Source organism: Pseudomonas sp. GW821-FHT09C09 (genome assembly GCF_059418105.1).
The window spans coordinates 852,170-875,775 of sequence record NZ_JBWKPF010000001.1; the positions used below are offsets into that span (position 1 = coordinate 852,170).

The 23,606-nt window shown below is 64.5% G+C and carries 3 protein-coding genes; all 3 read right to left on the reverse strand.

The genetic code is table 11. The features are described from left to right. Positions 1-28: 28 nt before the first annotated feature. The 3 genes from AC07NR_RS04130 to AC07NR_RS04140 are packed head-to-tail and all read right to left on the reverse strand — an operon-like array spanning position 29 to position 23,599. Positions 29-12,355: a non-ribosomal peptide synthase/polyketide synthase gene (locus tag AC07NR_RS04130; RefSeq protein ID WP_495077867.1), complete on the reverse strand. Its 12,327-nt coding sequence runs from the start codon at positions 12,353-12,355 to the stop codon at positions 29-31. Positions 12,356-12,368: 13 nt separating this feature from the next. Next, on the reverse strand, positions 12,369-20,201 hold the full coding sequence (locus AC07NR_RS04135; RefSeq protein WP_495077868.1) for an amino acid adenylation domain-containing protein: 7,833 nt from the start codon (positions 20,199-20,201) through the stop codon (positions 12,369-12,371). Beyond that, positions 20,198-23,599: an amino acid adenylation domain-containing protein gene (locus AC07NR_RS04140; protein ID WP_495077869.1), complete on the reverse strand. Its 3,402-nt coding sequence runs from the start codon at positions 23,597-23,599 to the stop codon at positions 20,198-20,200. The genes AC07NR_RS04135 and AC07NR_RS04140 overlap by 4 nt, the downstream gene beginning before the upstream one ends. Positions 23,600-23,606 lie beyond the last annotated feature (7 nt).

A 23,606-nucleotide genomic window follows, 5' to 3' on the forward strand; every position in this document is an offset into this window, starting at 1 on the left:
CCCCCAAAAATGATCCAGCGTGCGAGGGTCAGCCCACACGCGCCATGCAATGCTCGATCAGCGCTTCAAGTTCACGCTGGTAATCCTGCATCAAGGCGTCCATGGTGCCGGCCCGGTAACGCTGGCTGCTGTAGATGCAGCGCAACGCCAACTGGCCGTCATACACCTGGCCGACAATTTCCAGCCAGTTGCCCAGGTTCGCCGTCAGGCTGTAGTTGTCACCGGTTTCTTCCAGCGCCGGCACCAGCAGGGCCTGCTCGTCGAAGCTCTGGTCGAACTGCCCCAGGTAGTTGAACGTCACCCGCGCCTGCGGCAGATCCGCCAGTTGCCGGGACACCTCGGCGCCCGCCAGATGACGCAGCACGCCATACCCGATGCCCTTCTGCGGCACCGCCGCCAGTTGCGCCTGTACGTCGATGATCGAACGTCCGATATCGTCGCTGTCCGGACGCAACCGTACCGGGAACATGCTGGTGAACCAGCCAAGGCTGCGGCTCAGGTCGATGGACTCGAACAGATCCTCGCGGCCGTGCCCTTCCAGCAGAATCAGCGCCGATGGCTGGCCGCTCCAGCGGCACAGCGCCCGGCCGAGTGCCGACAGCAGCAGGTCGTTGATTTGCGTGCGATAGACCGCCGGCGCCTGCTTGAGCAATTGTTCGGTGTGCTCGCGGGACAACTTGAGCCGCGCCTGCGCCTGCTGGCGCACCTGGTTCTTGCCACGGTAGTTGTCGCACGGCAGGTCGACGCCCGGCTGATCCAGTTGCTCCAGCCAGTACGCCAGTTCCTGCTCCGCAATCGCCGGGGCCCGGGCCTGCAAGGCCTCGGCAAACGAACGGTAGCTGCTGGTACGAATCGGCAGTTGCGGCGCCAGACCCTGCACACACGCTTCATAAGCGGTTTTCAGGTCATCGAGCAGGATCCGCCAGGACACGGTGTCGACCACCAGGTGATGAATCACCACCAGCAGTCGCGCCTGACCGTCAGGCAGGGCGACATGCATCACCCGCCAGACCGGCCCGTCGTCCAGCTTCAGACTGCGCTGGGCGAGGTTGGCCAGCGCTTCGACCTGTTCGCTGTTCTCGGCTTCACGGCGCCAGAGCACCGCATCGCCCTGTTCGCTGGCGGTGCAGTAACGTTGCAGCCAGCGACCGCCCTCCTGAGTGAAGCGCAGGCGCAGCGAGTCGTGGTGTTGCTCGATCCAGCCCAGAGCCTGTTCGAGCGCATCCAGATCCAGTGGCTGGCGCGCACTCAACAGCAGTGACTGGTTGTAGTGATGGGCTTCGGACATGCCCTCGGCGAAGAACCACTCCTGGATCGGCAACAGATTGAACAACCCCTCGCCCGCCATTTGCGTGACGTCCACCATCGGCTGTCCGGCGCCCTCCTTCGTCACGTTCTGTTCGACGATGCCGGCGATGGTCTGATAGCGCATCAGATCGCGCAGCTTCAGTTCCATCTGCAAGGTCGGGTGGTTCCTGACCCGGGAAATGACCTGCAGGCTGAGGATCGAGTCGCCGCCCAGTTCGAAGAAGTTATCCGTGATGCCCACCTGCTCGACTTGCAGCACCTGGGCCCAGATCTCGGCCAGCAGTGTTTCCTGCTCGTTGCGCGGGGCGACATATTCCTCGCTCTTGAAGTCCGGCTCCGGCAGCGCCTTGCGGTCGAGCTTGCCGTTGGGCGTGACCGGGAAAGCACTCAGGCAGACAATCTGCGCCGGCACCATGTACTCCGGCAGCGAGGCGCGCAGCCCGGCCTTCAGCTCATCGCCTACGTCTTCACCCGTTGGCGTCACGACATAACCGATCAGTTGCTTGCCGGACGCATTGTCCCGGGCGATCACCAGCGCATCGGTCACACCCTCCAGTCGGCGCAGGCTGGCCTCGACTTCACCCAGCTCGATGCGGAAACCGCGCACCTTGACCTGATGGTCGATGCGCCCGACGTAATCGACCACGCCGTCCTGACGCAAACGCACCAGGTCGCCGCTGCGATACAGGCGCTCGCCGGCCGCGAACGGATTGGGCACGAAGCGCTCGCCGGTCAGATCCGCACGGCCGTGGTAACCACGGGCAACCCCGTAACCGCCGATGTACAGCTCACCGGCAAAACCTGGCGGCAGCGGGTTCAGATCTTCGTCCAGCACGTACAGCGAACGTGCCCCGACGGCACGCCCGATCGGTGCATAGGCCGCTTCACAATGCTGGCTGACCGGCACCTTCCAGAGCATCGGCGTGACCACGGTTTCCGTCGGGCCATAACCGTTGGTGAAATACTCGGGACGCAGGGCCGCTTTCACCTGTTCGAAGGTCTGGTCCGGCACGGCATCGCCGCCGAAGCAGTAGATGCGCACCGCTGGCGGCGCGATGCCGCTGGCCGCCGCGTACTCCGCCAACTGCTTGAGATAGGCCGGCGGGAAGCAGGCGATGGTGACGCCATACTCGTGCAGGGCGGCGTAGGTCTGCTCCGGCGTCCACAGGCAACCGTCGCGAATCACCAGACGGCCACCGCTGTAGAGCGTGCTCAACCAGCGTTCATGGGCACCGTCGAAGGCAAATGACATGAAGTGCAGCTCGCAGCTGCTGGCGTCCATTTCATACAGTTCGGCGATGGCCTGACAGTGCATGCTCAACGGCCCTTGCGTGACCGCAACGCCCTTTGGCCGACCGGTGGAACCGGAGGTGTAGACCAGATACGCCAGCCCCTGCTCCTGAACACGGCAGACCGGTGCGTGATCGGGGTAACGGGTCTCGTCGAGATGATCGATCTCCAGGCGCAGCAGTCCCTCGGGCGCCGGCAACGTGGCGCGCAGGCTGCTCTGGGTCAGCAACAGGGCCATGCCCGAATCCTCGATCATGTACGCCAGTCGCTCAGGCGGATAATCGATGTCCAGCGGCACGTACGCCGCACCGCTCTTGAGCACGGCGAGGAAGCTGACGACCATCTCCAGCGAACGCGGCAGCGCCACGCCGATCACCACTTCCGGGCCCGCACCGTGTTCGGTCAGGCAGTGGGCCAGACGATTGGCCCGCTGTTCGAGTTCGGCATAGCTCAGGCTCAATCCGGCGCACTGCAGGGCGATGGCCTCTGGCTGCTGCTGTGCATGCCGGCTGATCAGCTGCGGCAGCAGCACCGGCTCGTGGCTGGAGACCGGTTCGGCACTCCAGGCCTGGATCGCCTGCCACTGCTCGTGCGACAGGCGCTGCAGATTGCCCAGTCGCTCGTAAGGCGCACGCATCATCGCTTCGAGGGTGTTTTCCAGCGTCAGGCGAATGCCTTCCACGGCCTCGGCGCTGAAGTGGCTGCGCAGGTACAGGTACTCGATCGACAGCTCGTCACCGAGCATCACCGCCAGGTCCATCGGTACGTTGGTCACGCCGTGGCCGATGGATTTGCCGAAGGTCAGGTCGGTGTCGTTTTCTTCTTGCAGGCGATCATCGATCGGGAAGTTCTCGAACACGATGATGCTGTCGAACAGCGCCTGGCCACCGAGGTTGGACCAGCGCTGCACATCGGCCAGCGGCGCCTGGGAATAGTCACGAATATCCAGGTTGTAGGCCTGCACGTCGCCCAGCCAGTCCGCCAGACGCTGATCGGCCTGCGGCGTCTGGATGATCGGCAAGGTGTTGATGAACAGACCCAGCATGTTGCCGACATTCGCCAGCCCTTCGGGGCGCCCCGAAACCGTGGCACCGAACGTGACCGTGCGCTGCCCGGTGTAACGCTGCAACAGCAGCAGCCAGGCCCCCTGAATCAAGGTGTTGGGGGTGATGCGCAGGTCGCGGCAGAACTGCAGCAGGCGCGCGGTTTGCGCCTGATCCCAGTTCGAGTAGATCGCGTCGTGGCCGGAGACATCGGCCGAATGCCGCGGATGGATCGCCTGGCTCAACGCCGTCGGCTCGTTGACCGCCGCCAGACGCGCTTTCCAGAACAGCTCCTGCGCATCCTGGTCCTGTGCCTGCAACCAGGCGATGAAGTCACGGTAACGACCGTTCTCACCGCTGACCTTGCCCTTGGAGTAGTACTGCAAGACTTCGCCGAACAGCCGCGAGCTGCTCCAGCCGTCCATCAGGATGTGGTGGCTGGTCCAGATCATCTGATAGCGGTCATCACTCAGGCGCAACAGCGTCACTCGCTGCAGACGTGCCTCGGACAGGTCGAAGCCGAGGGCACGATCATCGCTGGCGAACCCGGCGATCAACTCATCGCTGACCTCGCGCTCGCGCCAGTCGAGCACCTGCATTTGCAGCGGGGCCTGGCGATGGACCACTTGCAACGGTTTGGCCAGCCCGTCCTGCCAGTGGAAACTGGTCCGCAGGATCGCCTGGCGCTCGATCACAAACTCCCAGGCGCCCCGGAAGCGTTCCACATCCAGGCCCTGGATCGGCAGGCTGACCTGGTTGACGTACAGGCTGCTGCCATTGTCCGAGAGTGTGTGGAACAGCATGCCCTCCTGCATCGGCGACAGCGGGTAAACGTCCTCGATCAGATCCGCCGGCACCGGCAACGCATCGAGCTGCGCCTGCTCCAGACGCGCCAGCGGGTAGTTGTCTGGCGTACCGTCGGCCTGCTGCGCGGACTCCAGCGACGCCACCGTCGCCAGTTTCTGCACGGTCTGCTGTTGGAACAGATCCTTGGGGGTAAAGCGGATGCCCTGCTGGCGCGCACGGCTGACCAGCTGGATGGAGATGATCGAATCACCGCCCAGGCTGAAGAAGTTATCGGTCACACCGACCCGGTCAATCTTCAGGATGTCTTGCCAGACCACGACCAGTTGCTGCTCGAGTGCCGTGGACGGGGCGACATAGTCCCGGGCCGACTGATTGACGTCCGGTGCCGGCAAAGCCTTGCGGTCCAGTTTGCCGTTGGGGGTCAGCGGCAGCGCGTCGAGGCACAGCCACTGCGCAGGCACCATGTAATCCGGCAGGTGCGCCTTGAGGGCGGACTGCAGCGATTCGCTCAGCTCATCCTGTTCCTGAAGGCTGAGGCCGGAATGGGTCGGCACCACATACGCCACCAGTTGTTGGCCGCTGAGGCCGTCCACCGCCAGCACCACGCCTTCGCGCACGCTGTCATGGGCCAGCAGGCGCGCTTCGATTTCACCCAGTTCGATGCGAAAACCGCGCACCTTGACCTGATGGTCGATGCGCCCCACGTATTCGATCCGGCCGTCATCGCCCAGGCGCGTCAGGTCGCCGGTGCGGTACATCCGCTCGCCGGTTGTCGAGGCCGGGTTCGGCACAAAACGCTCGGCGGTCAGGCCTGGACGGAACAGGTAACCACGGGTGATGCCGTCGCCGGCCAGGTACAGCTCGGCCGCCACCCCGATCGGCGCCGCTTGCAGTTGCCCGTCCAGCAGGTACGCCGTAGTGTTGACCAGAGGGCGGCCGATGTTCGCCTGGCCGCCGGCTTCGCGGCGTGTCCAGGTCGAATACGTGGTGTCTTCCGACGGCCCGTACAGGTCATAGACGTGCTCGACCGACGTCTCGCGGTACAGGCTGTCGACCACACTTTGCTTGAGCGGCTCGCCGGCCAGATTGATGATGCGCACGCCACCCGGAATATGTCCGGCGCGGTGCAAGGCCGCGATGGCCGACGGCACGGTGTTGATCAGGCGCACCTGATCGCGCTCCGGCAGATCCGGCAGTTCCAGGGCATTGCGCGCCATGACGATCGAACCGCCGCGCGCGAGGGTGACGAAAATCTCCCACACCGACAGGTCGAAGCACACCGACGTCGAGGCCAGCACGCCTTGCAGGTCAGCCTCGCTGTAGACGTCGGCGGACCAGTGGATCAGCGCCTGGACGTTACGGTGGGCAATCGCCACGCCTTTGGGTTTGCCGGTGGAGCCGGAGGTGTAAATGACGTAGGCCAGACTGGCCGAATCGGCCCGCACTTCAAGGTTGTCGCTTGCGATGTCGGTAAAGGCCTCGCCGCCCGCCTCCACCAACACCACCTGAGCGTCGGTTTGCGGCAGTTGCGCCAGCAGCGATTGTTGCGTCAGCAAAACCTTCGCCTGACTGTCTTCCAGCATGTACGCCACACGGTCGGCCGGGTAGTCCGGATCCAGCGGCACGTAGGTGCCACCGGCCTTGAACACCGCCATCAAGGCAATCACCAGCTCCGCCGAGCGCGGCATCGCCACTCCCACCCGAACCTCGGCGCTGACGCCCAGCGTCGACAGATGACGGGCCAACTGGTTGGCCCGGCGATTGAGTTCGGCGTAACTCAGGGCCACACCGCCATGGCTCAGGGCCACAGCCTGTGGACGGGCCTCGACCTGCGCCTCGAAGCTTTGATGAATCAGACGTTGCGACGGATACGCGGCGTGGTTGTCGTTCCACTGCGCCAGCGTGGTGTGCTCCGCACTCGACAGCATTGCGACTTCACCCAGCAACCGCTGCGGTGCATCGAGGAACTGCTGCAGAACGGTTTCCAGGTGCGTGGCCAGTCCGACCACGCCGCGCTCGGAAAACTGCTCGGTCAGGTAGTTGAAGTCCAGACTCAGGACCTCGCCGGCTCCGGCAATCAGGGTCAGGCCATAGTTGGTCTGCTCGCGGTGTTCCAGACCACCGAAGCGCAGGCCGCCCGGGTTGGCCTCCAGCGTCTCCGAGACCGGATAGTTTTCGAATACCAGCAAGGTGTCGAACAGCGCTTCACCGTTGAGTTCAGCCAGACGCTGAATGTCTTGCAGCGGCGTCTGTTCGAAGTCGCGCAGCAACAGGTTCTTGTCCTGCACGCTGCGCACCCAGTCGCGTACGCTGATACCCGGCTGCGGGCTGGCGATCACCGGCAAGGTGTTGATGAACAGCCCCAGTTGCTGCTCGATGCCCGGCAAGTCCACCGGACGCCCGGACACCGTGGCGCCGAAAGCGACCGTGGCCTGACCGGTGTAGCGCTGCAGAATCAGCAGCCACGCCGCCTGCACCAGGCTGTTGAGGGTGACTTGCTGCTGCCGGGAGAAGCTGTTCAGGCGACGAGTGAAAGCGGCGTCGAAGGTGAGGCGATGCACACCCTTGCCCGCGCCCGGCTGAACCTTGCCCGGACACGCCGAAGCCAGTCGCGTCGGCTCGTCCAGTTCGGCCAGTTGCCCGCGCCAGAAATCCTGTGCGGCAGTTTTGTCCTGGCCTTGCAGCCAGGCCAGGAAGTCGCGATAACGCCCCTGCGCGCCTGGCACCGGATAGCCGGCGTAATCCTGCAGCACTTCACCGAACATCCGCGAGTTGCTCCAGCCATCCATCAGGATGTGGTGGCAGGTGAAGATCAGACGATGGCGATCATCGGCCGTGCGCAACAGGCACAGGCGCAGCAGCGGCGGGTTCTGCAAATCGAACCCGCGCTCCAGGTCGGCCCGTGCGCGGGCCTCCATGGCCACGGCCTGATCCGGTTCGTGGCGCAGGTCCACTTCCGGCATTTCCAGGGTCAACTGGCGATGGATGACTTGCAGCGGCGTATCGAGGCCATCGCGGCCCCAGATGAATCCGGCACGCAGCACTTCGTGACGGTCGACGACCCGCTGCCAGGCTTGCTGGAAACGCGCCACGTCGAGCCCTTCGATGTCCAGCAGCATCTGATAGACATAAGCGCTGGCATCGGCGTCGTAGAGGCTGTGGAACAGAATCCCCTGCTGCATCGGCGCCAGCGGATAGATGTCTTCGATCCGCTGGGCAGTGATCGGCAGGCTGTCCAGATGCGTCTGGGACAACCCGGCCAGCGGCACGTCGGACGGTGTGAGGCCGCCGCTCGAAGGGCTCAGGCAATGCTCGATCAGCTCGGCCAGCGCCACTTCGTAAGCGCGGGCCAGGGCATGAATCGTCGAGTCTTCGAACACGTCGCCACTGTAGGTCCAGGTCAGACTCAGTTGCCCCTGGTAAACCCGGCCGTCGATGCTCAGGGTGTTGGCCATCGGCGCGTGCTCGTCCTGCCCCGCGCCCTTGTCTTCGGTGGCTGGCACCCACAGCGCGCCCTCATCGAAGTTGTTGTCGAACTGGCCGAGGTAGTTGAACGTCACTTTCGGCTGCGCTGCGCCGCCCAGTACGGCTTGTGCTTCGGCACTGCCCAGATAACGCAACAGACCATAGCCGATGCCCTTGTCGGGGATCGCGCGCAGTTGTTCCTTGATGCCTTTGATCGAGGCTTCGAAACCGGCGCCCGGGGTCAGGCGCACCGGGAACATGCTGGTGAACCAGCCCACCGTGCGACTCAGGTCGACGTCGTCGAACAGGTCCTCACGGCCGTGGCCTTCGAGTTGCACCAGGGCACTGTCGGCGCCGGTCCACTCGCACAGCACCTTGGCCAGCGCAGTCAGCAACAGGTCGTTGACCTGAGTGCGATAGACCGCCGGCGCCTGTTGCAGCAACTGCCGGGTGCGCTCGGCATCCAGACGGGTATCGACGCTGCGCTCGAAACGGTTGCTCGACTGACCTTGCGGGTTGTCCAGCGGCAGCTCGACGACGGCCCCTTCCAGTTGCCCGCGCCAGTAATCCAGCTCGGCTTCCAGCCCGGCGCTGTGCGCATGCTTTTGCAGGCGCTCGGCCCAGTCCTTGTACGCCGTGGTCTTGGCTGGCAGGCGCACGGCCTGGCCCGATGTCAGTTGTTGATAAACGGTTTGCAGGTCTTCCAGCACGATCCGCCAGGACACCCCGTCGACCACCAGGTGATGGATCACCAGCAACAGTCGCTGACTGGCGTCCGGCAAATCCACCAGCGCCGCACGGATCAGCGGACCGTCGTGCAGATCGAGGCTGCGTTGCAATTCCTGGCACAGCGCGGGCAACGCCGCACTGTCCTGCAAGGTGACCGTGCGCAGCAGTTCCGAACTCGGCTCGACAGCAGCGTGGGTCTGTTGCCAGCCGTCCCCGGTGTCGCGATAACGCAGACGCAACGCGTCATGGTGCCGTTGCAAATGCTGCAACGCCTGCTCCAGTGGTGCAGCCGCCAGCGGCGAGGCCGGGGTCAGCAGGATCGACTGGTTCCAGTGATGACGCGCCGGAATATCGCTGTGGAAAAAATACTGCTGGATCGGCGTCAGCACCGCCTCGCCCAGCACATCGCCCTGGGTCGCGAGCACGCCGTCGCTCTGCTGCGCGACCGTGGCCAGACGCTGCACGGTCTGATGCTGGAAGATGTCCTTGGGTGTGAAGCGTATGCCCGCCTGACGGGCGCGGCTGACCACCTGAATCGAAATGATCGAATCGCCGCCCAGTTCGAAGAAGTTGTCGTTGAGGCCGACACGCTCGACCTTTAGCACGTCCTGCCAGATCGCGGCCAGTTGCTGCTCCAGCTCATTGCGCGGCGCGGCGTAGGCTTCCTGGGACTGAACGACCTGCGGCTGCGGCAGTTGCTTGCGATCAAGCTTGCCGTTGGCGGTCAGCGGCAGGCGTTCAAGGAATGCCCAGCTCACCGGCACCATGTAATCGGGCAAGTCATCGCGCAACCGGGCCTTGATCGACTCGCGCAACGTCGCCTCGGCATCGGCGTCCAGCGTCTCGTTCGCTACGATCCAGGTCGCCAGTTGCTGCCCGCTCGGACCTTCCACCGCGAGCACCACCGCTTCGCGCACGGCAGGGTGCTTGAGCAGTTGGGTTTCGATTTCCCCCAGCTCGATGCGGAATCCACGGATCTTCACTTGATGGTCGATACGACCGATGTACTCGATCACCCCGTCGCCCCGCAGGCGCGCCAGGTCGCCGGTGCGATACAGACGCTCGCCGGCCTGCGGGTTGAACGGGTCCGGAACAAAACGCGTGGCGCTCATGCCCGGCTGATTCAGATAGCCCCGGGCCAGGCCGGCACCGGCAATGTACAACTCACCGATGCAGCCTTGCGGCACCAGGTTCAGCGCGTTGTCGAGCAAGTACCACGACAGGTCGACAATCGGCTCGCCGATCGGGCTGCTGTGGCTTTGCTCGAGGTCGGCCATGGACAGCGGACGGTAAGTCACGTGCACCGTGGTTTCGGTGATGCCGTACATGTTCACCAGCGTCGGTGCGCAGTCGCCGAAACGCTCGAACCATGGGCGCAGGTTCTGCACTTCCAGGGCTTCGCCGCCGAACACCACATAACGCAACGCGTTGTCGCGCGAGGACTCGCTGGCCAGTTGCATCAACGGTTTGAACGCCGACGGCGTCTGGTTCAGGACCGTGACGTTTTCATCGCACAGCAGCGTGTAGAAATCTTCCGGCGAGCGGGTGATGTCGTGCGGCACGACCACCAGTTTGCCGCCGTACAGCAGCGCACCGAAAATCTCCCACACCGAGAAGTCGAACGCGTAGGAATGGAACAGCGTCCAGCTGTCGTCCGGACCGAAACCGAACCAGTGGTCGGTGGCGCTGAACAGGCGGATGACGTTGCTGTGCGGCAGCAATGCGCCTTTGGGTTTGCCGGTCGAACCGGAGGTGTAGATCACATACGCCAGGTTTTCCGGCGTGGTTCGGCAGACCGGGTTTTCGCTGTGGCCCTGCTCCGGCGGCTGGCTCAGGTCCAGGCAGGCAAGTCCCGGTGGAATCGGCAGTTGTGCCTGCAAGTGCCCCTGGGTCAGCAGCAGCGCGATGCCACTGTCTTCGATCATGTAGCTCAGGCGGTCTTGCGGGTAGCTCGGGTCCAGCGGCACGTAGGCACCGCCAGCCTTCAGCACCGCGACGATGGCAACGATCATGTCCAGCGAACGCTCGACCGCGACACCGACCCGCACATCCGGACCGACACCGCTTGCAATCAAGCGGTGTGCCCACTGGTTGGCCCGGCGGTTGAGTTCGGCGTAGGTCAGTTGTTGCCCGGCACAAGTCACGGCGACCGCCTCGGGATGCCGTTCGGCCTGGACCTCGATCACCTGATGGATGCACTGCTCGACCGGATGCTCGACCCGGGTCGGGTTCCATTGGGTCAACAACTGCTGCTGACGCGCGTCATCGAGCATCGGCAACTGGCCGATGCAACGCGACGGATCTTCGACGATGGCCTGCAACAGCGCGTTCCAGTGCTGGGCCAGGCGCTCGATGGTGGTGGCGTCGAACAGGTCGGTGGCGTACTTGAGCACCGCTTCGATGCCGTGGGCCTGTTCGGTGGTATTGAGGGTCAGGTCGAACTGGGCGGTCTGGCTCTGCCATTCCAGCGGCTCGATGCTCAGGCCGTTGAGGCGGGTTTCGACACTGCTGCGGCGTTCCGCCTGATGGTTGAACATGACCTGGAACAACGGACTGTGGCTCAGGCTGCGGCCCGGCTCCAGCGCCTCCACCAGTTGCTCGAACGGCAGGTCCTGATGGGCCTGGGCTTCCTGCGCGGTCTGTTTGACCTGACGCAGCAACTCGACGAACGGGGTCTGGCTGTCAATGTCGGCCTTGAGCACCTGGGTGTTGACGAAGAAGCCGATCAGGCGCTCGATTTCCACCCGGCCACGGTTGGCCACCGGCACGCCGACACGGATGTCCGACTGGCCGCTGTAACGGTGCAAAAGCGCCTGGAACGACGCCAGCAGCAAGACGAACAGGGTGACGTTTTCCTGCCGCGCGAAGGCTTTCAGGCCTTGGGTCAATTGCGCATCGAGAATCAGGTTGTGGCTGGCCCCGGCAAAGCTCTGATCGACACTGCGGGCGCGGTCGAGCGGCAGTTCCAGCACCGGCTGTTCGCCACCGAGTTTTTCCTGCCAGTACGCCAGTTGCCGCGCCAGCTCGCCGGCCTCCATCCACTGGCGCTGCCACAAGGCGTAGTCAGCATATTGAATCGGCAGGGCCGGCAGGCCGGCGTCGTGACCGAGGCTGAAACCGGCATACAGCTGCACCAGTTCTTCGATCATCACTTGCAGCGACCAGCCGTCGGAGACGATGTGGTGCAAGGTCAGGACCAGCACATGGTCGTTGGGGTTGACCTGCAGCAGGGCCGCGCGCAACAGCGGGCCTTGCTGCAGATCGAAAGTCTTCTGGCTCTGGGTCTGGACGAACGCCTGGATCGAGGCATCCGGGTCGCTCGCCAGCTCAGGGCTCAGCGGGTAAGTCTCCAGTGCAAACGACCCTGCCGGCAGGATCGTTTGCAGCGGTTGCTCGGATTCCTGGGAGAACACCGTGCGCAAGGTTTCGTGTCGTTCGATCAGCGCCTGAAGGCTGCGCTCCAGCGCGGACACATTCAGCGGGCCCTGCAAGCGCAGGGCCGTGGGAATGTTGTAGGCCGCGCTGTGCGGCGCCCATTGCCAGAGAAACCACTGGCGCTGCTGGGCGTAGGACAGCAGCAGCGGCTCTTCGGCCGTGCGCTTGAAAACCGGGGCAATGTCAAAGAGGTTGACGCCTTTCTGCTTGAGCAGAACCGCCAGAGCCTTTCTTTGCTTAGCCGAAAGTTGTCCTACCGACTCGATTAACTCTTGCACGCGTTTTTCCCTCTCAAGAAATCAGTTTTTCCAGATCATCGAGGGATAGACGTTTGAGGGCCTCCAGGGATTTAGCCAATTCATCCTGAACCGGCGACATTTCGACGCGCAGCGCCTCGATCCGGTTGCAGAACGCTTTCAGCGTATCGGCTTCGAACAGCTCCTTGAGCGGCACCTTGTCGCCCAGACGCTCCTTGATCCGGGTCACCACCAGCGTCGCCAGCAACGAATGGCCGCCGAGCTGGAAGAAGTTGTCCGCCAGGCCCACGCGCTCGACTTCCAGCACCTCCTGCCAGACCGTCGCCACTTCCCGTTGCAGGTCTGTCTGCGGCGCTTCGTATTGCTGCTGCGCCGGACTGGTACCCAGGGCCATCAGCGCCTTGCGGTCGAGCTTGCCGTTCGGGGTCAACGGCACCGCCTCGATCACATGCAGATGTCCGGGCACCATGTGCGCCGGCAGACGACTGGCCAATGCCCCGCGCAGACGTTCGATCAGCGCCGCCGGATCGCTCACCGCTTGCGCCGCCACGACATAACCGTGCAAGAGCTTGCCCGCCGCGCCGTCCTGGGCCAGCACCACCGCTTCGCGAACTTCATCCTGCTCCAGCAACCGCGCTTCGACTTCGCTGAGTTCGATACGGAAGCCACGGATCTTCACCTGATGGTCGGCACGTCCGAGGTACTCGATGTTGTCATCCGCGCCCTCGCGCACCAGATCCCCCGTGCGGTAAAGCCGCTCGCCGTTGCCGGCATACGGGTTGGGCACGAAGCGTTCGGCGGTCAGGCCCGGTCGCATCAGATAGCCCCGGGTCACGCCGGCACCGCCGAGGTACAGCTCGGCAGCTACGCCGGCCGGCAATACGTTCAGCTGAGTGTCGAGCAGGTACGCCACGGTGTTGGCCAGCGGCCGGCCGATATTGGCCTGACCTTGCGCGGTGCGCAGGGTGAACGTCGAATAGGTCGTGTCTTCCGACGGCCCGTACAGGTCGTAGACCTGCCGGACCGCCGTGGTCGCATACAGGGTGTCCACCAGGCTCTGCTTCAGCGGTTCACCGGCCAGGTTGATGGTCGTGACCGACGCCGGAATCTGCCCCGCCCGTTGCAGCGCGGCAATCGCCGACGGCACCGTATTGATCAGCGTGACCCGTTCCCGGGCCGGCAAGTCCGCCAGGGCCAGCGCGTTGTCCGCCAGCACCATGCAGCCGCCGCTGGCCAGGGTGACAAAGATCTCCCACACCGACAGGTCGAAGCAGATCGAAGTCGAGGCCAGCACGCCGCGCAATTGTTCCTCGCGGTAGACCCCTTGCGACCACTGGATCAACGCCGAGAGGTTGGCGTGGCTGATGGCGACGCCTTTCGGCTTGCCGGTGGAGCCCGAGGTGTAGATGACATAGGCCAGGTTCTGCCCGGTGATACCGGCCACCGGCGCGCTGGAGGGATAACCGGCCAGCCACTGCTCGCCCGCCTCCACCAGCACCACCCGGGCACTCAATGTCTCGGGCAGCATCGCCTGCGCCGCCGGCTCGGTCAGCAGCACCGCCGCACGGCTGTCGTCGAGCATGTGCAGCAAACGCTCCTGCGGGTAGTCCGGGTCCAGCGGCACATAGGCGCCACCGGCCTTGAGGATCGCCAGCAGCGCCACCAGCATGTCCGGCGTGCGGCGCATGCACACGCCGACCCGCACTTCCGGCCCCACGCCCAGCGTTTGCAGCTTGTGCGCCAGACGATTGGCCCGCTGGTCGAGCGCGCGATAGTCGATCTGCTGCTCGGCATACACCACCGCCGGTGCGTCGGGTCGTTGCGCGACGCGTTCTTCGATGAATTCCAGCACCGTGCGCGGCGCCAGCGCCGTGACGTCAGCCTTGCCCCAGGCGATCGCTTGCTCGCGCTGCGAGTCGTCGAGCAATTGCAGCGCGCCCAGTGCTTGGGTGGCGTTGTCGAGGAACTGGCGCAGCAGGCGTTCGAGCTGTTGGCTCAGATCAACGATCGTCGCAGCATCGAACAGGGCCTGATCGTAACTGACACCCAGGCTCAACTCGCGACCGGTGACCGCCACCAGCGTCAACGGGTAGTTGGTCTGCTCCTGTCGGCGGATCGCCGAGAACACCAGACCGGTGTCCGGCCCCTGTTGCAGGGCTTCGGCCATCGGATAGTTCTCGAACACCAGAATGCTGTCGAACAACGCCCCGGCGCCAAGTCCGGCCCAGCGCTGAATGTCATACAACGGCGTGTGCTCGTGTTCACGCAGCGCCAGGTTGAGGCCCTGCACCTGCTGCAACCACTGTTCCGCCGACAGGTCGGCGGACGGCGCGGCCACCACCGGCAAGGTATTGATGAACAGGCCGATCTGCTGTTCGACGCCGGGCAAATCGGTCGGGCGACCGGCGACCGTGGCACCGAAGGCCACGTGATCCTGACCGGTATAGCGCTGCAACAGCACCAGCCACGCCGCTTGCACCAGGGTATTGAAGGTAACTTTCTGCTCCCGTGCGAAGCGATTCAGATCTGCCGTCAGTTGCTCGCTGAACACATGCTGGTGATCGGCATAACCGCTGGCGCCGGCCAGCGGCGCAGGCACGGCACTGGCCAGTCGCGTCGGCTCTTCAAGCTCGGCCAGCGCCTGTTTCCAGAACGCCTGACTGGCCGGCTGATCACGCTGGCCCAGCCATTCGATGTAATCGCGGTAACGCCCCTGAGCGCTGGCCGGGCTCATGCCCGCGTAACGCTGCAACACCTCGCCGAACAACTGCGAAGTACTCCAGCCGTCCATCAGGATGTGGTGACAGGTGTAGATCAGGTGATGCGTCGACTCGTCCGTACGCACCAGGGCCACCCGCAACAGCGGCGCACCGGTCAGCTCGAAACCGTTGGCCAGATCGTCGCCGGCCAGTTGCTCCAGAGCGCTGTCGAGATCGTTGCGGCCACGCCAGTCCTGCACGCTCCATGGCATCTGCACGTTCTGGCGAACCACTTGCACCGCCGCAGCGGCATCGCCCGGCCAGACAAACGCCGTGCGCAGAATGTCGTGGGCGTCGAGGGTCTGCTGCCAGGCCTGACGGAACCGCTCGACCTGCAGATGCTGCACGTCGACCCGCAACTGGTTGGTGTACGCCGGACTGTCGGGATCGTTGAGGCTGTGGAACAGAATGCCCTGCTGCATCGGTGACAACGGATACAGATCGCTGATTTCCCGGGCCGAGATTGGCAGTGCCGAAAGTTGCGCCTGAGTCAGGGTCGCCAGACTGAAATCCGACGGCGTGACGCCAGCGTGGCCGCTGTCGCAGCAGTGCTCGATCAGGCGTTCCAGCTCGACCCGGTAAGCGTCGGCCAGCGCCTGCATCGTTTCGACGCGGTACATCTGCGCACCGAACGTCCAGGTCAGTTCCAGCTCGCCGCCATACACCTGACCGTCGATGCTCAGCCAGTTGCCCAGCGGCGCCGCAGCGTCCTGATTGGCCCCGGTGCTTTCACCGGACGGCACGAACAGCGCACCCTCGGCGGCACTGAAATCGCCGTCGAACTGCCCCAGGTAGTTGAACGTCACCCGTGGTGGCGCCAATGAGCGCAGCTCGGTCGCGTTACTCAGATAGCGCAGCACGCCATAGCCGATGCCTTTGCCCGGCACGGCGCGCAGTTGTTCCTTGATCGCGCACAGCGATTCGCCCGGCGCCGCCTGCGGCGTCAGACGTACCGGGAACAGGCTGCTGAACCAGCCCACGGTACGGCTCAGATCGAGGTCGTCGAACAGGTCTTCGCGACCATGCCCCTCCAGCTGAATCAGCACCGACGGCTGCCGGCTCCAGTCGCACAACACCCGTGCCAGCGCAGTGAGCAACAGATCGTTGATCTGCGTGCGGTAGGCGGCCGGTGCCACCTTGAGCAACTTGTGGGTCAATGCCTGGTTCAGGCGTGAACTGACGCGTTGCGCCTGTTGCTGAGTCTGCACGTCCTGGGCAAAGTCCCGTGGCAACTCGGCGTCGCCGTCGCTCAGGGTTTTCAGCCAGTACGCGCGCTCCGCGTTCAGCCCTTCACTCTGCCCATAACGATGCAGATGTTCGGCCCAGCTCTGCAGCGAGCTGCTCTTGCCCGGCCACACCAGCGGTTGGCCGGCGGCCAGTGCGGCGTAAGCGGATTGCAGATCCTCCAGCAGGATGCGCCAGGACACGCCATCGACCACCAGGTGATGGATCACCAGCAACAGGCGTTGCTCACCGCCCGGCAGATTCGCCAGCACCGCACGCAGCAATCGCCCTTGTTGCAGGTCCAGGCTGCGCTGCGCCAGATCCGCCAGCTCGGTCAGTTGCTCCAGGTTGTCCAGCTCGCGCACCCATAGCCGTTCGGGGTCGCGTTGCGTCTGGAAAGTGGCCTGCCACCCATCGCCCGACGCCTGGAAATTCAAGGTCAGCGCATCATGCTGCTCGACCACGGCCGCCAGGGCGGCTTGCAAATGTCCGGCATCGAGCGGCACCTGCGGTTGCAGCATCAGCGACTGGTTCCAGTGCTCGCGCCGGGCGATCGGGGTTTCAAAGAAGCGTGCCTGAATCGGCAGCAATGCCAGTTGCCCGCCGACCTTTTGCGGCGCCGCCACAGGTTTGGCTTCGATCAGCTTGGCCACTGCCGCCAATTGGCCGACGGTCTGTTTCTCGAACAGTTGCTTGGGGCTCAGCTTGATGCCCTGACGCTTGGCCCGGGCAATGATTTGCAGGCTGAGGATCGAGTCCCCGCCCAATTCGAAGAAGTTGTCAGTGCTGCCCACACGCTCAAGCTTGAGCACATCGGCCCAGATTGCCGCGAGTTTTTCCTCGACCTCGCCCACCGGCGCAACATAACGCTGCGTCACCACACCCGGCACCGGCAAGGCGCGCTTGTCCAGTTTGCCGTTGGCCGTCAGCGGCAATTGCTCCAGCACGACAATCTGCGCCGGCACCATGTAATCCGGCAGACAGGCTTGCAGTTGTTCGCGCAGGTTTTCGGGCGTCAACGCTGCGCCCGCCGTTGGCACACACCAGGCCACCAGTTGCAGGCGTGCCGGGTCGTCATCCATCGCCAGTGCAAGCACCGCCGCTTCGCTGACACCGTCCAGACCGAGCAGCACCCGGGCGACTTCCGCCGGCTCCACCCGATAGCCGCGCACCTTGACCTGATCGTCGGCGCGACCGATGAATTCCACCGCCTGCCGGCGATTGCGGCGCACCCGGTCGCCGCTGCGATATACCCGCGCACCGGCCAGCCCGAACGGATCAGGCACGAAACGTTCGGCCGTCAGCCCCGGTTGACCGAGATAGCCGAGGGCGACACTGTCACCGCCGATATACAGCTCACCCGCAACCTGATCGGCCACGCTGTTGAGCACATCGTCGAGCAAATACACATGAGCCCCGGCCAGCGCCGTGCCGACCGGCACGCTGCGCACACCGGTTTCCAGCGAGCCGACTTCATGGGCCAGCACGCCCACGGTGGTTTCGCTCGGGCCGTAGTGGTTGATGATCCGGCAGCCCGGCTTGAGTTGCCGCACACGCTCCACCAGCGCCGGCGAACAGGCTTCGCCGCCGACGATCAGCGCCTGCTCCGGCAGCACGTCTGCCGCGCGGGATGCCTGCAGCAGCGCGGCCAGATGCCCCGGAACGATCTTCAGCATGCCCACCCGATGGCTGGCCATGTACTCGGCGAAACGATCGGGATCGAAGCCCAGTTCTTCCGGCAATACATGCAGCAAGCGGCCGGAACACAACGCGCCGAACAGCACGGTGAAACCCAGGTCTGCCGCAATGGTGGAGACCAGCGCCATGCTGGTGTCCGGCGTCGGTTCGAGACGCTCCAGCACCCCGCGCACATAGCTGGCTAACGCGCCGTGGCTGACCAGCACGCCCTTGGGCTGGCCGGTGGAGCCGGAAGTGTGAATCACATAGGCCGGGGATTGCGCCGACAACGCGCAGACCGGGGCCGTCACTGGTTGCTGTTGCCATTGCGTCGCATCGAACGCCAGCCCCTGACAACCGGCGACCGCCAGTTCCGAAACCCGCAAATCCCCCTCTGCACACACCACTGCCCGAGCCTTGGCAGCGCCGAGCATCTGCTGCAAGCGCGCCGTCGGTGCCTTGACGTCCAGCGGCATGTACACCGCTCCGGCCTTGAAGATCGCCAGCACGCAGGTCAGCCAGTCGAGCGAACGCTCCAGCAGCACGGCCACCGGTTGACCGGCGACCGCGCCTTGGGTCAGCAGATGATGAGCGAGGCGATTGGCTGCCTGATCCAGTGCCTGAAAGCTCAGCCCGCCGTTCAGGTCACGGGCGGCCATTGCCTGCGGCTGGCGCGCAACTTCGCGCGCCCAGTGCTGCAGCACCGGCAATGCCGGTTCGCACGGTGCCACCAGAGCGTCCGGCGAAATCGTCGCCACCGTGTGCAACGGCGCCTTTGGTGCTTTCAGCAATGCACCGAACAACCCGAGCAACGCCGGGACAAATCCTTCAACGGTCGCGTGCTGATAGAGGTCGCTGGCGTAGGTCATCTGGCCGTGGATCAGCGTGCCGTCGTCGGTGATGTCCAGCGCCAGATCGAAGTGGGTGCCGTCCTTGTCCAGCGGGTATTCCGCCACGCTCAGGCCCGGCAGCGCCATCGAGCGTTGTTTCTGCATGCCGACGTTCTGGTTGAACTTGGCCTGGAACAACGGGTTATGTCCCAGCGTGCGTTCGGCGATCAGTTCGTCCACCAGTTGTTCGAACGGCAGCTCCTGATGAGCCTGGGCGCCAAACGATGCCTCGCGCACCCGCGCCAGCAGGTCCTCGAAACTGCCCCGCTCGTCCACCTCGCAGCGCAGCACCTGGGTGTTGACGAAGAAACCGATCAGCCCTTCGACTTCGGCGCGGCTACGGTTGGCATTGGGCACGCCGACGCGGATGTCACGCTCCCCGGCCTGACGCGACAGAAACAACGAGAAACCGGCGAGCACCAGCATGAACAGACTGATGCCTTGCGCACGGGCGAAGCCGTTGAGCTGACGCGACAAGTCCGCGCCGAAATCGAAGCTCAGGGTCCGGCCTTCAAAGCTCTGGGTCAGCGGTCGAGCGAAGTCCGGGGCGACCTCCAGCAGCGGATGTTCCTCGCCCAGTTGCCCGCGCCAGTAGTCGAGCTGACGTTCGCCCTCGCCGGCTTCCAGCCAACGTCGCTGCCAGATGGCGTAGTCGGCGTATTGCAAGGCCAGTTCCGGCAATTGTGGCTCGCGCTCCAGGCTGAACGCTTGATAGCACTGCACGAATTCCTTGACCATCACGTCCATCGACCAGCCGTCGGAGACGATGTGATGCATGCTCACCACCAGCACGAATTCATCGTCGGCCAGGCAAAACAGACTGGCGCGCAACAGCGGACCATGACGCAGATCGAACGGCTGCGCCGTCACCTCCTGCACTTGCTCGGCCAGGGCCTGCTCACGTTCCTGCGCGGCAACACCGGTCAAATCGATGCGTTCCAGCGCGACGCCCTGGGATTCGAGAATCACCTGATGCGGCTGGTCACCGTCGGTGCGAAACACCGTGCGCAGCACTTCATGACGCGCCATCAGGTGATCCAGCGAGCGGGTCAGCGCCGACTCGTCCAAACGCCCTTTCAAGCGCAGGCCGGCGGCCATGTTGTACGCGGCGCTCTGCGGTTCGAGCTGCCAGAGAAACAGCAGGCGCTGCTGGGCGAACGACAACGGGATCTGCGCACAGTCGTGACGACTGACCGGCAGCGGCAACAGGCTGAAGTCCTTGCCCTCTTCGCGCAGCTTCGCCAGAAACTGCCGGCGCTGCTCAAGCGGCAAACCGACGAACCTTTTAGCGATGCGTTCCGCCATGTTGCCGCTCATACTTCTTCTCCTTCCAATTCATTCATGAACAGGTCCATGTCGGACCAGTCGTTATCCGTTGCACCCTCGGCCAGCTGTGCCACCGCCTGAGCCAGATCGCCGAGCAACGGTTGTTCGAACAGGTTGCGCAGCGGCAACACCACGTTCAGTTGTTTCTTGATGCGGCCGATCACCTGGGCCGCCAGCAGCGAATGGCCGCCGAGTTCGAAGAAGTGATCGTCGAGCCCGACCCGGGGCACTTGCAGGACATCCGCCCAGATCTGCGCCAGGGCTTGTTCGATGTCCGATTGCGGGGCCCGGTAGTCGACCTGCAATTGATCCACGTCCGGCGCCGGCAAGGCCTTGCGGTCGAGCTTGCCGCTCGGGGTCAACGGCAATTGCGCCAACAGCAGCAGATGGCCCGGCACCATGTAGTCCGGCAGCCTGGCTTGCAGCGCCGTCCTGATCTGCTGACGGAACGCCGACTGCCCGGCCACGCCCTCCAGCACGTCCTGCTCGACCACCAGATACGCCACCAATTGCTGACTGCCGTTCAGCGGCAAGGCCAGCACCACCGCCTCGCGGATGCCCGGGCATTGCTGCAGGCGCGACTCGATCTCGCCCAGCTCGATGCGGAAGCCACGGATCTTCACCTGATGGTCGACCCGACCGACGTACTCCACGGCACCATCGGCGCGCAAACGGGCACGATCCCCGGTGCGATACAGGCGTTCGCCATGGGCAAACGGATCGGCGATGAAACGTTCGGCGCTCAGCATCGGCTGGCGGTGATAACCCCGCGCCAGGCCCGGGCCGCCGATGTACAGCTCGCCCACCGCGCCTTGCGGCAGCAGGTTCAAATCATCGTCGAGCACGTACAGGCGACGGCCAGCCAGGCCATGGCCAATCGGGATGCCACGCCACGACACGGCGTCTGCGGTGAGCGTCGAGCAGTCATGGATGGTCGACACCACCGTGGCCTCGGTCGGCCCGTAGGTATTGAGCAGGCGCACATGACCCAGCCCGGCCTGTTGCCACAGACGCAGACCGTCCACCGCCATGGCCTCGCCGCCCACGTGAATCTGGCGCAGCGCACCGAAGTGCGGCGGCGGATTGGCCGCGTATTCCTGCACCAGCCAATACCAGTACGCCGCCGGCAAGTCGGCCAGGGTGATGCCGTGTTCGAGGATGGCTTGATGCAATGTCGCGCTGTCCCACAGACGCGCGTCGCGCAGCACCACGCCGGCACCGTGGCACAGCGGCGGGAAAAACTGCTCGACGAACCCGTCGAAACTGCTGGTCGCGAACTGCAGCACCCGGTCGCCTTCGCGCAGGTCGCTGTAGTCGATGGCGCGCTCGATGAACTCGCTCAGGGCGGCGTGACTGATCGCCACGCCTTTGGGCCGGCCGGTCGAACCGGAGGTGTAGATCACGTACGCCAGGTTTTGCGGCGCGACGGTCACCGGCAGATTGTCGCTGGCGCCGCTGTCCGGCAGCGTGTCCAGGCACAGGCTTTCCACGCCGTCGAGGGTTGGCAGAGCGGCCAGTGTCTGGCGGTCGGTCAACAACAGTTTCAGCCCGCTGTCGTCGAGCACATGACGCAGGCGCTCGGGCGGGGTTTGCGGGTCCAGCGGCACATAGGCGCCACCGGCCTTGAGCACGCCGAGCAAGGCGACCGCCAGTTCCAGCGAACGCCCCAGCGCCACGCCGACCAGCACGTCCGGGCCGACACCCCGGGCGCGCAGTTGGTGGGCCAGACGATTGCTGCGTTGATTCAGTTCGGTATAGCTGATCGAAGGCGCCGACTCGTTCGCCAGAACCACCGCCAATGCCTCGGGCGTACGCGCCACCTGGGCTTCGAACAGGGCCTGAATGCTGGCCTGTGGAGGGCTGGTTTCGGCGACCTGAATCAGGCCTTCGCGTTCGGCAGCGGCCAGCATCGAAACCTCGCCGATCAACTGCTGCGGATCGCGGCAGACCGATACCAGCACGTTGCGCCAGTGCCCGGCCAGCGCGGCAATGGTGGACGCGTCGAAAATGTCGGTGGCGTAGGTGAACGCGGCGAACAATTGCTCGCCCTCTTCCCGGGTATCGAGCATCAGGTCGCTGGTGGCCGCATGCTCACGACCACTGCCGGTCAGTTGTTCCTCGGTCAGGTAACCGACCTGCAAGCCGGCCGTCAGTTGCGCCTGCTGCAAATCCGTCACCAGCGGCTGATGGTTGAACATCACCTGGAACAGCGGGTTGTGACTCTGGCTGCGGGCTGGTTGCAGCGCTTCGATCAGGGCATCGAACGGCAGGTCCTGATGGGACTGCGCGCCGGCGGCGGCCTGGCGCACGCTCTGCAACAGATCGGCAAAACGGGTATTGGCAGTGACCACGCTGCGCAGGATCTGCGTATTGACGAAGAAGCCGATCAGGCCTTCGGTTTCACTGCGGGTACGGTTGGCAATCAGGCCGCCGACGCGGATGTCGGTCTGGCCGCTGTAGCGATGCAACAAGGTCTTGAACGCCGCCAGCAAGACCACGAACAGGGTCACGCCCTGACGTTGTGCGAGGTTTTTCAGTTCCTGCCGCAGGCCCGCGTCGATCACCGTTTCCAGACGCGCGCCACGGTGACTGGCCTGGGCCGGATAGGCGCGATCGGTCGGCAGCTCAAGCACCGGGTGTTCGTCGCCCAGTTGCGCACGCCAGTAGTCGAGCTGACGCTCGCCCTCACCCGCCTCCAGCCAACTGCGTTGCCACAGCGCGTAGTCGCGGTAGTGCACGGTGATCGGCGGCAATTGCGGCTCCGTTCCCGCCACCAGCGCTGCGTAGGTGCGCATGAATTCATCGATGAGAATGTTCATCGACCAGCCGTCGGCGATGATGTGGTGCAGCGTCAGCAACAGCACGTGTTCCTGCGCGTCCAGCCGCAACAGGCGCAGGCTCAGCAACGGCCCGTTTTCCAGGTCGAAGGCTTGCGTGGCCTCGGCCATCATGTGCTGCCGAGCCAGCGGCCAGCGTTGTTCTTCAGGCAACACGCTCAGGTCAGTGAGGGTCAGCTTGACGGGCTGCGGTTCGGCGACTTTCTGGAAGGCTTGTTCGCCCTCCTGCCCGAACGTCGTGCGCAGGCACTCATGCCGCGCCACCAACCGACTGAACGCCTGCTCCAGCGCCTCGGGCTGCAACTCACCGCTCAGGCGCACGGCCATCGGCAGGTTGTAGGCGGCACTTTGCGGGTCCATCTGCCAGAGAAACCACATCCGCTGCTGGGCATAGGACAGGCCGTCGCGCTCGGCGACGCCGATGCAGGCGGTCATGGGCAGCTGCGCAAAATTGATCCCTTCACGGGCCATGCCGGCGAGGAACAAACGGCGTTTGTCCTGAGGCAATTCGATAAAGCGGCGGGCTAGTTTCTGTGCGTCTGCGGCATTCATGCATTGG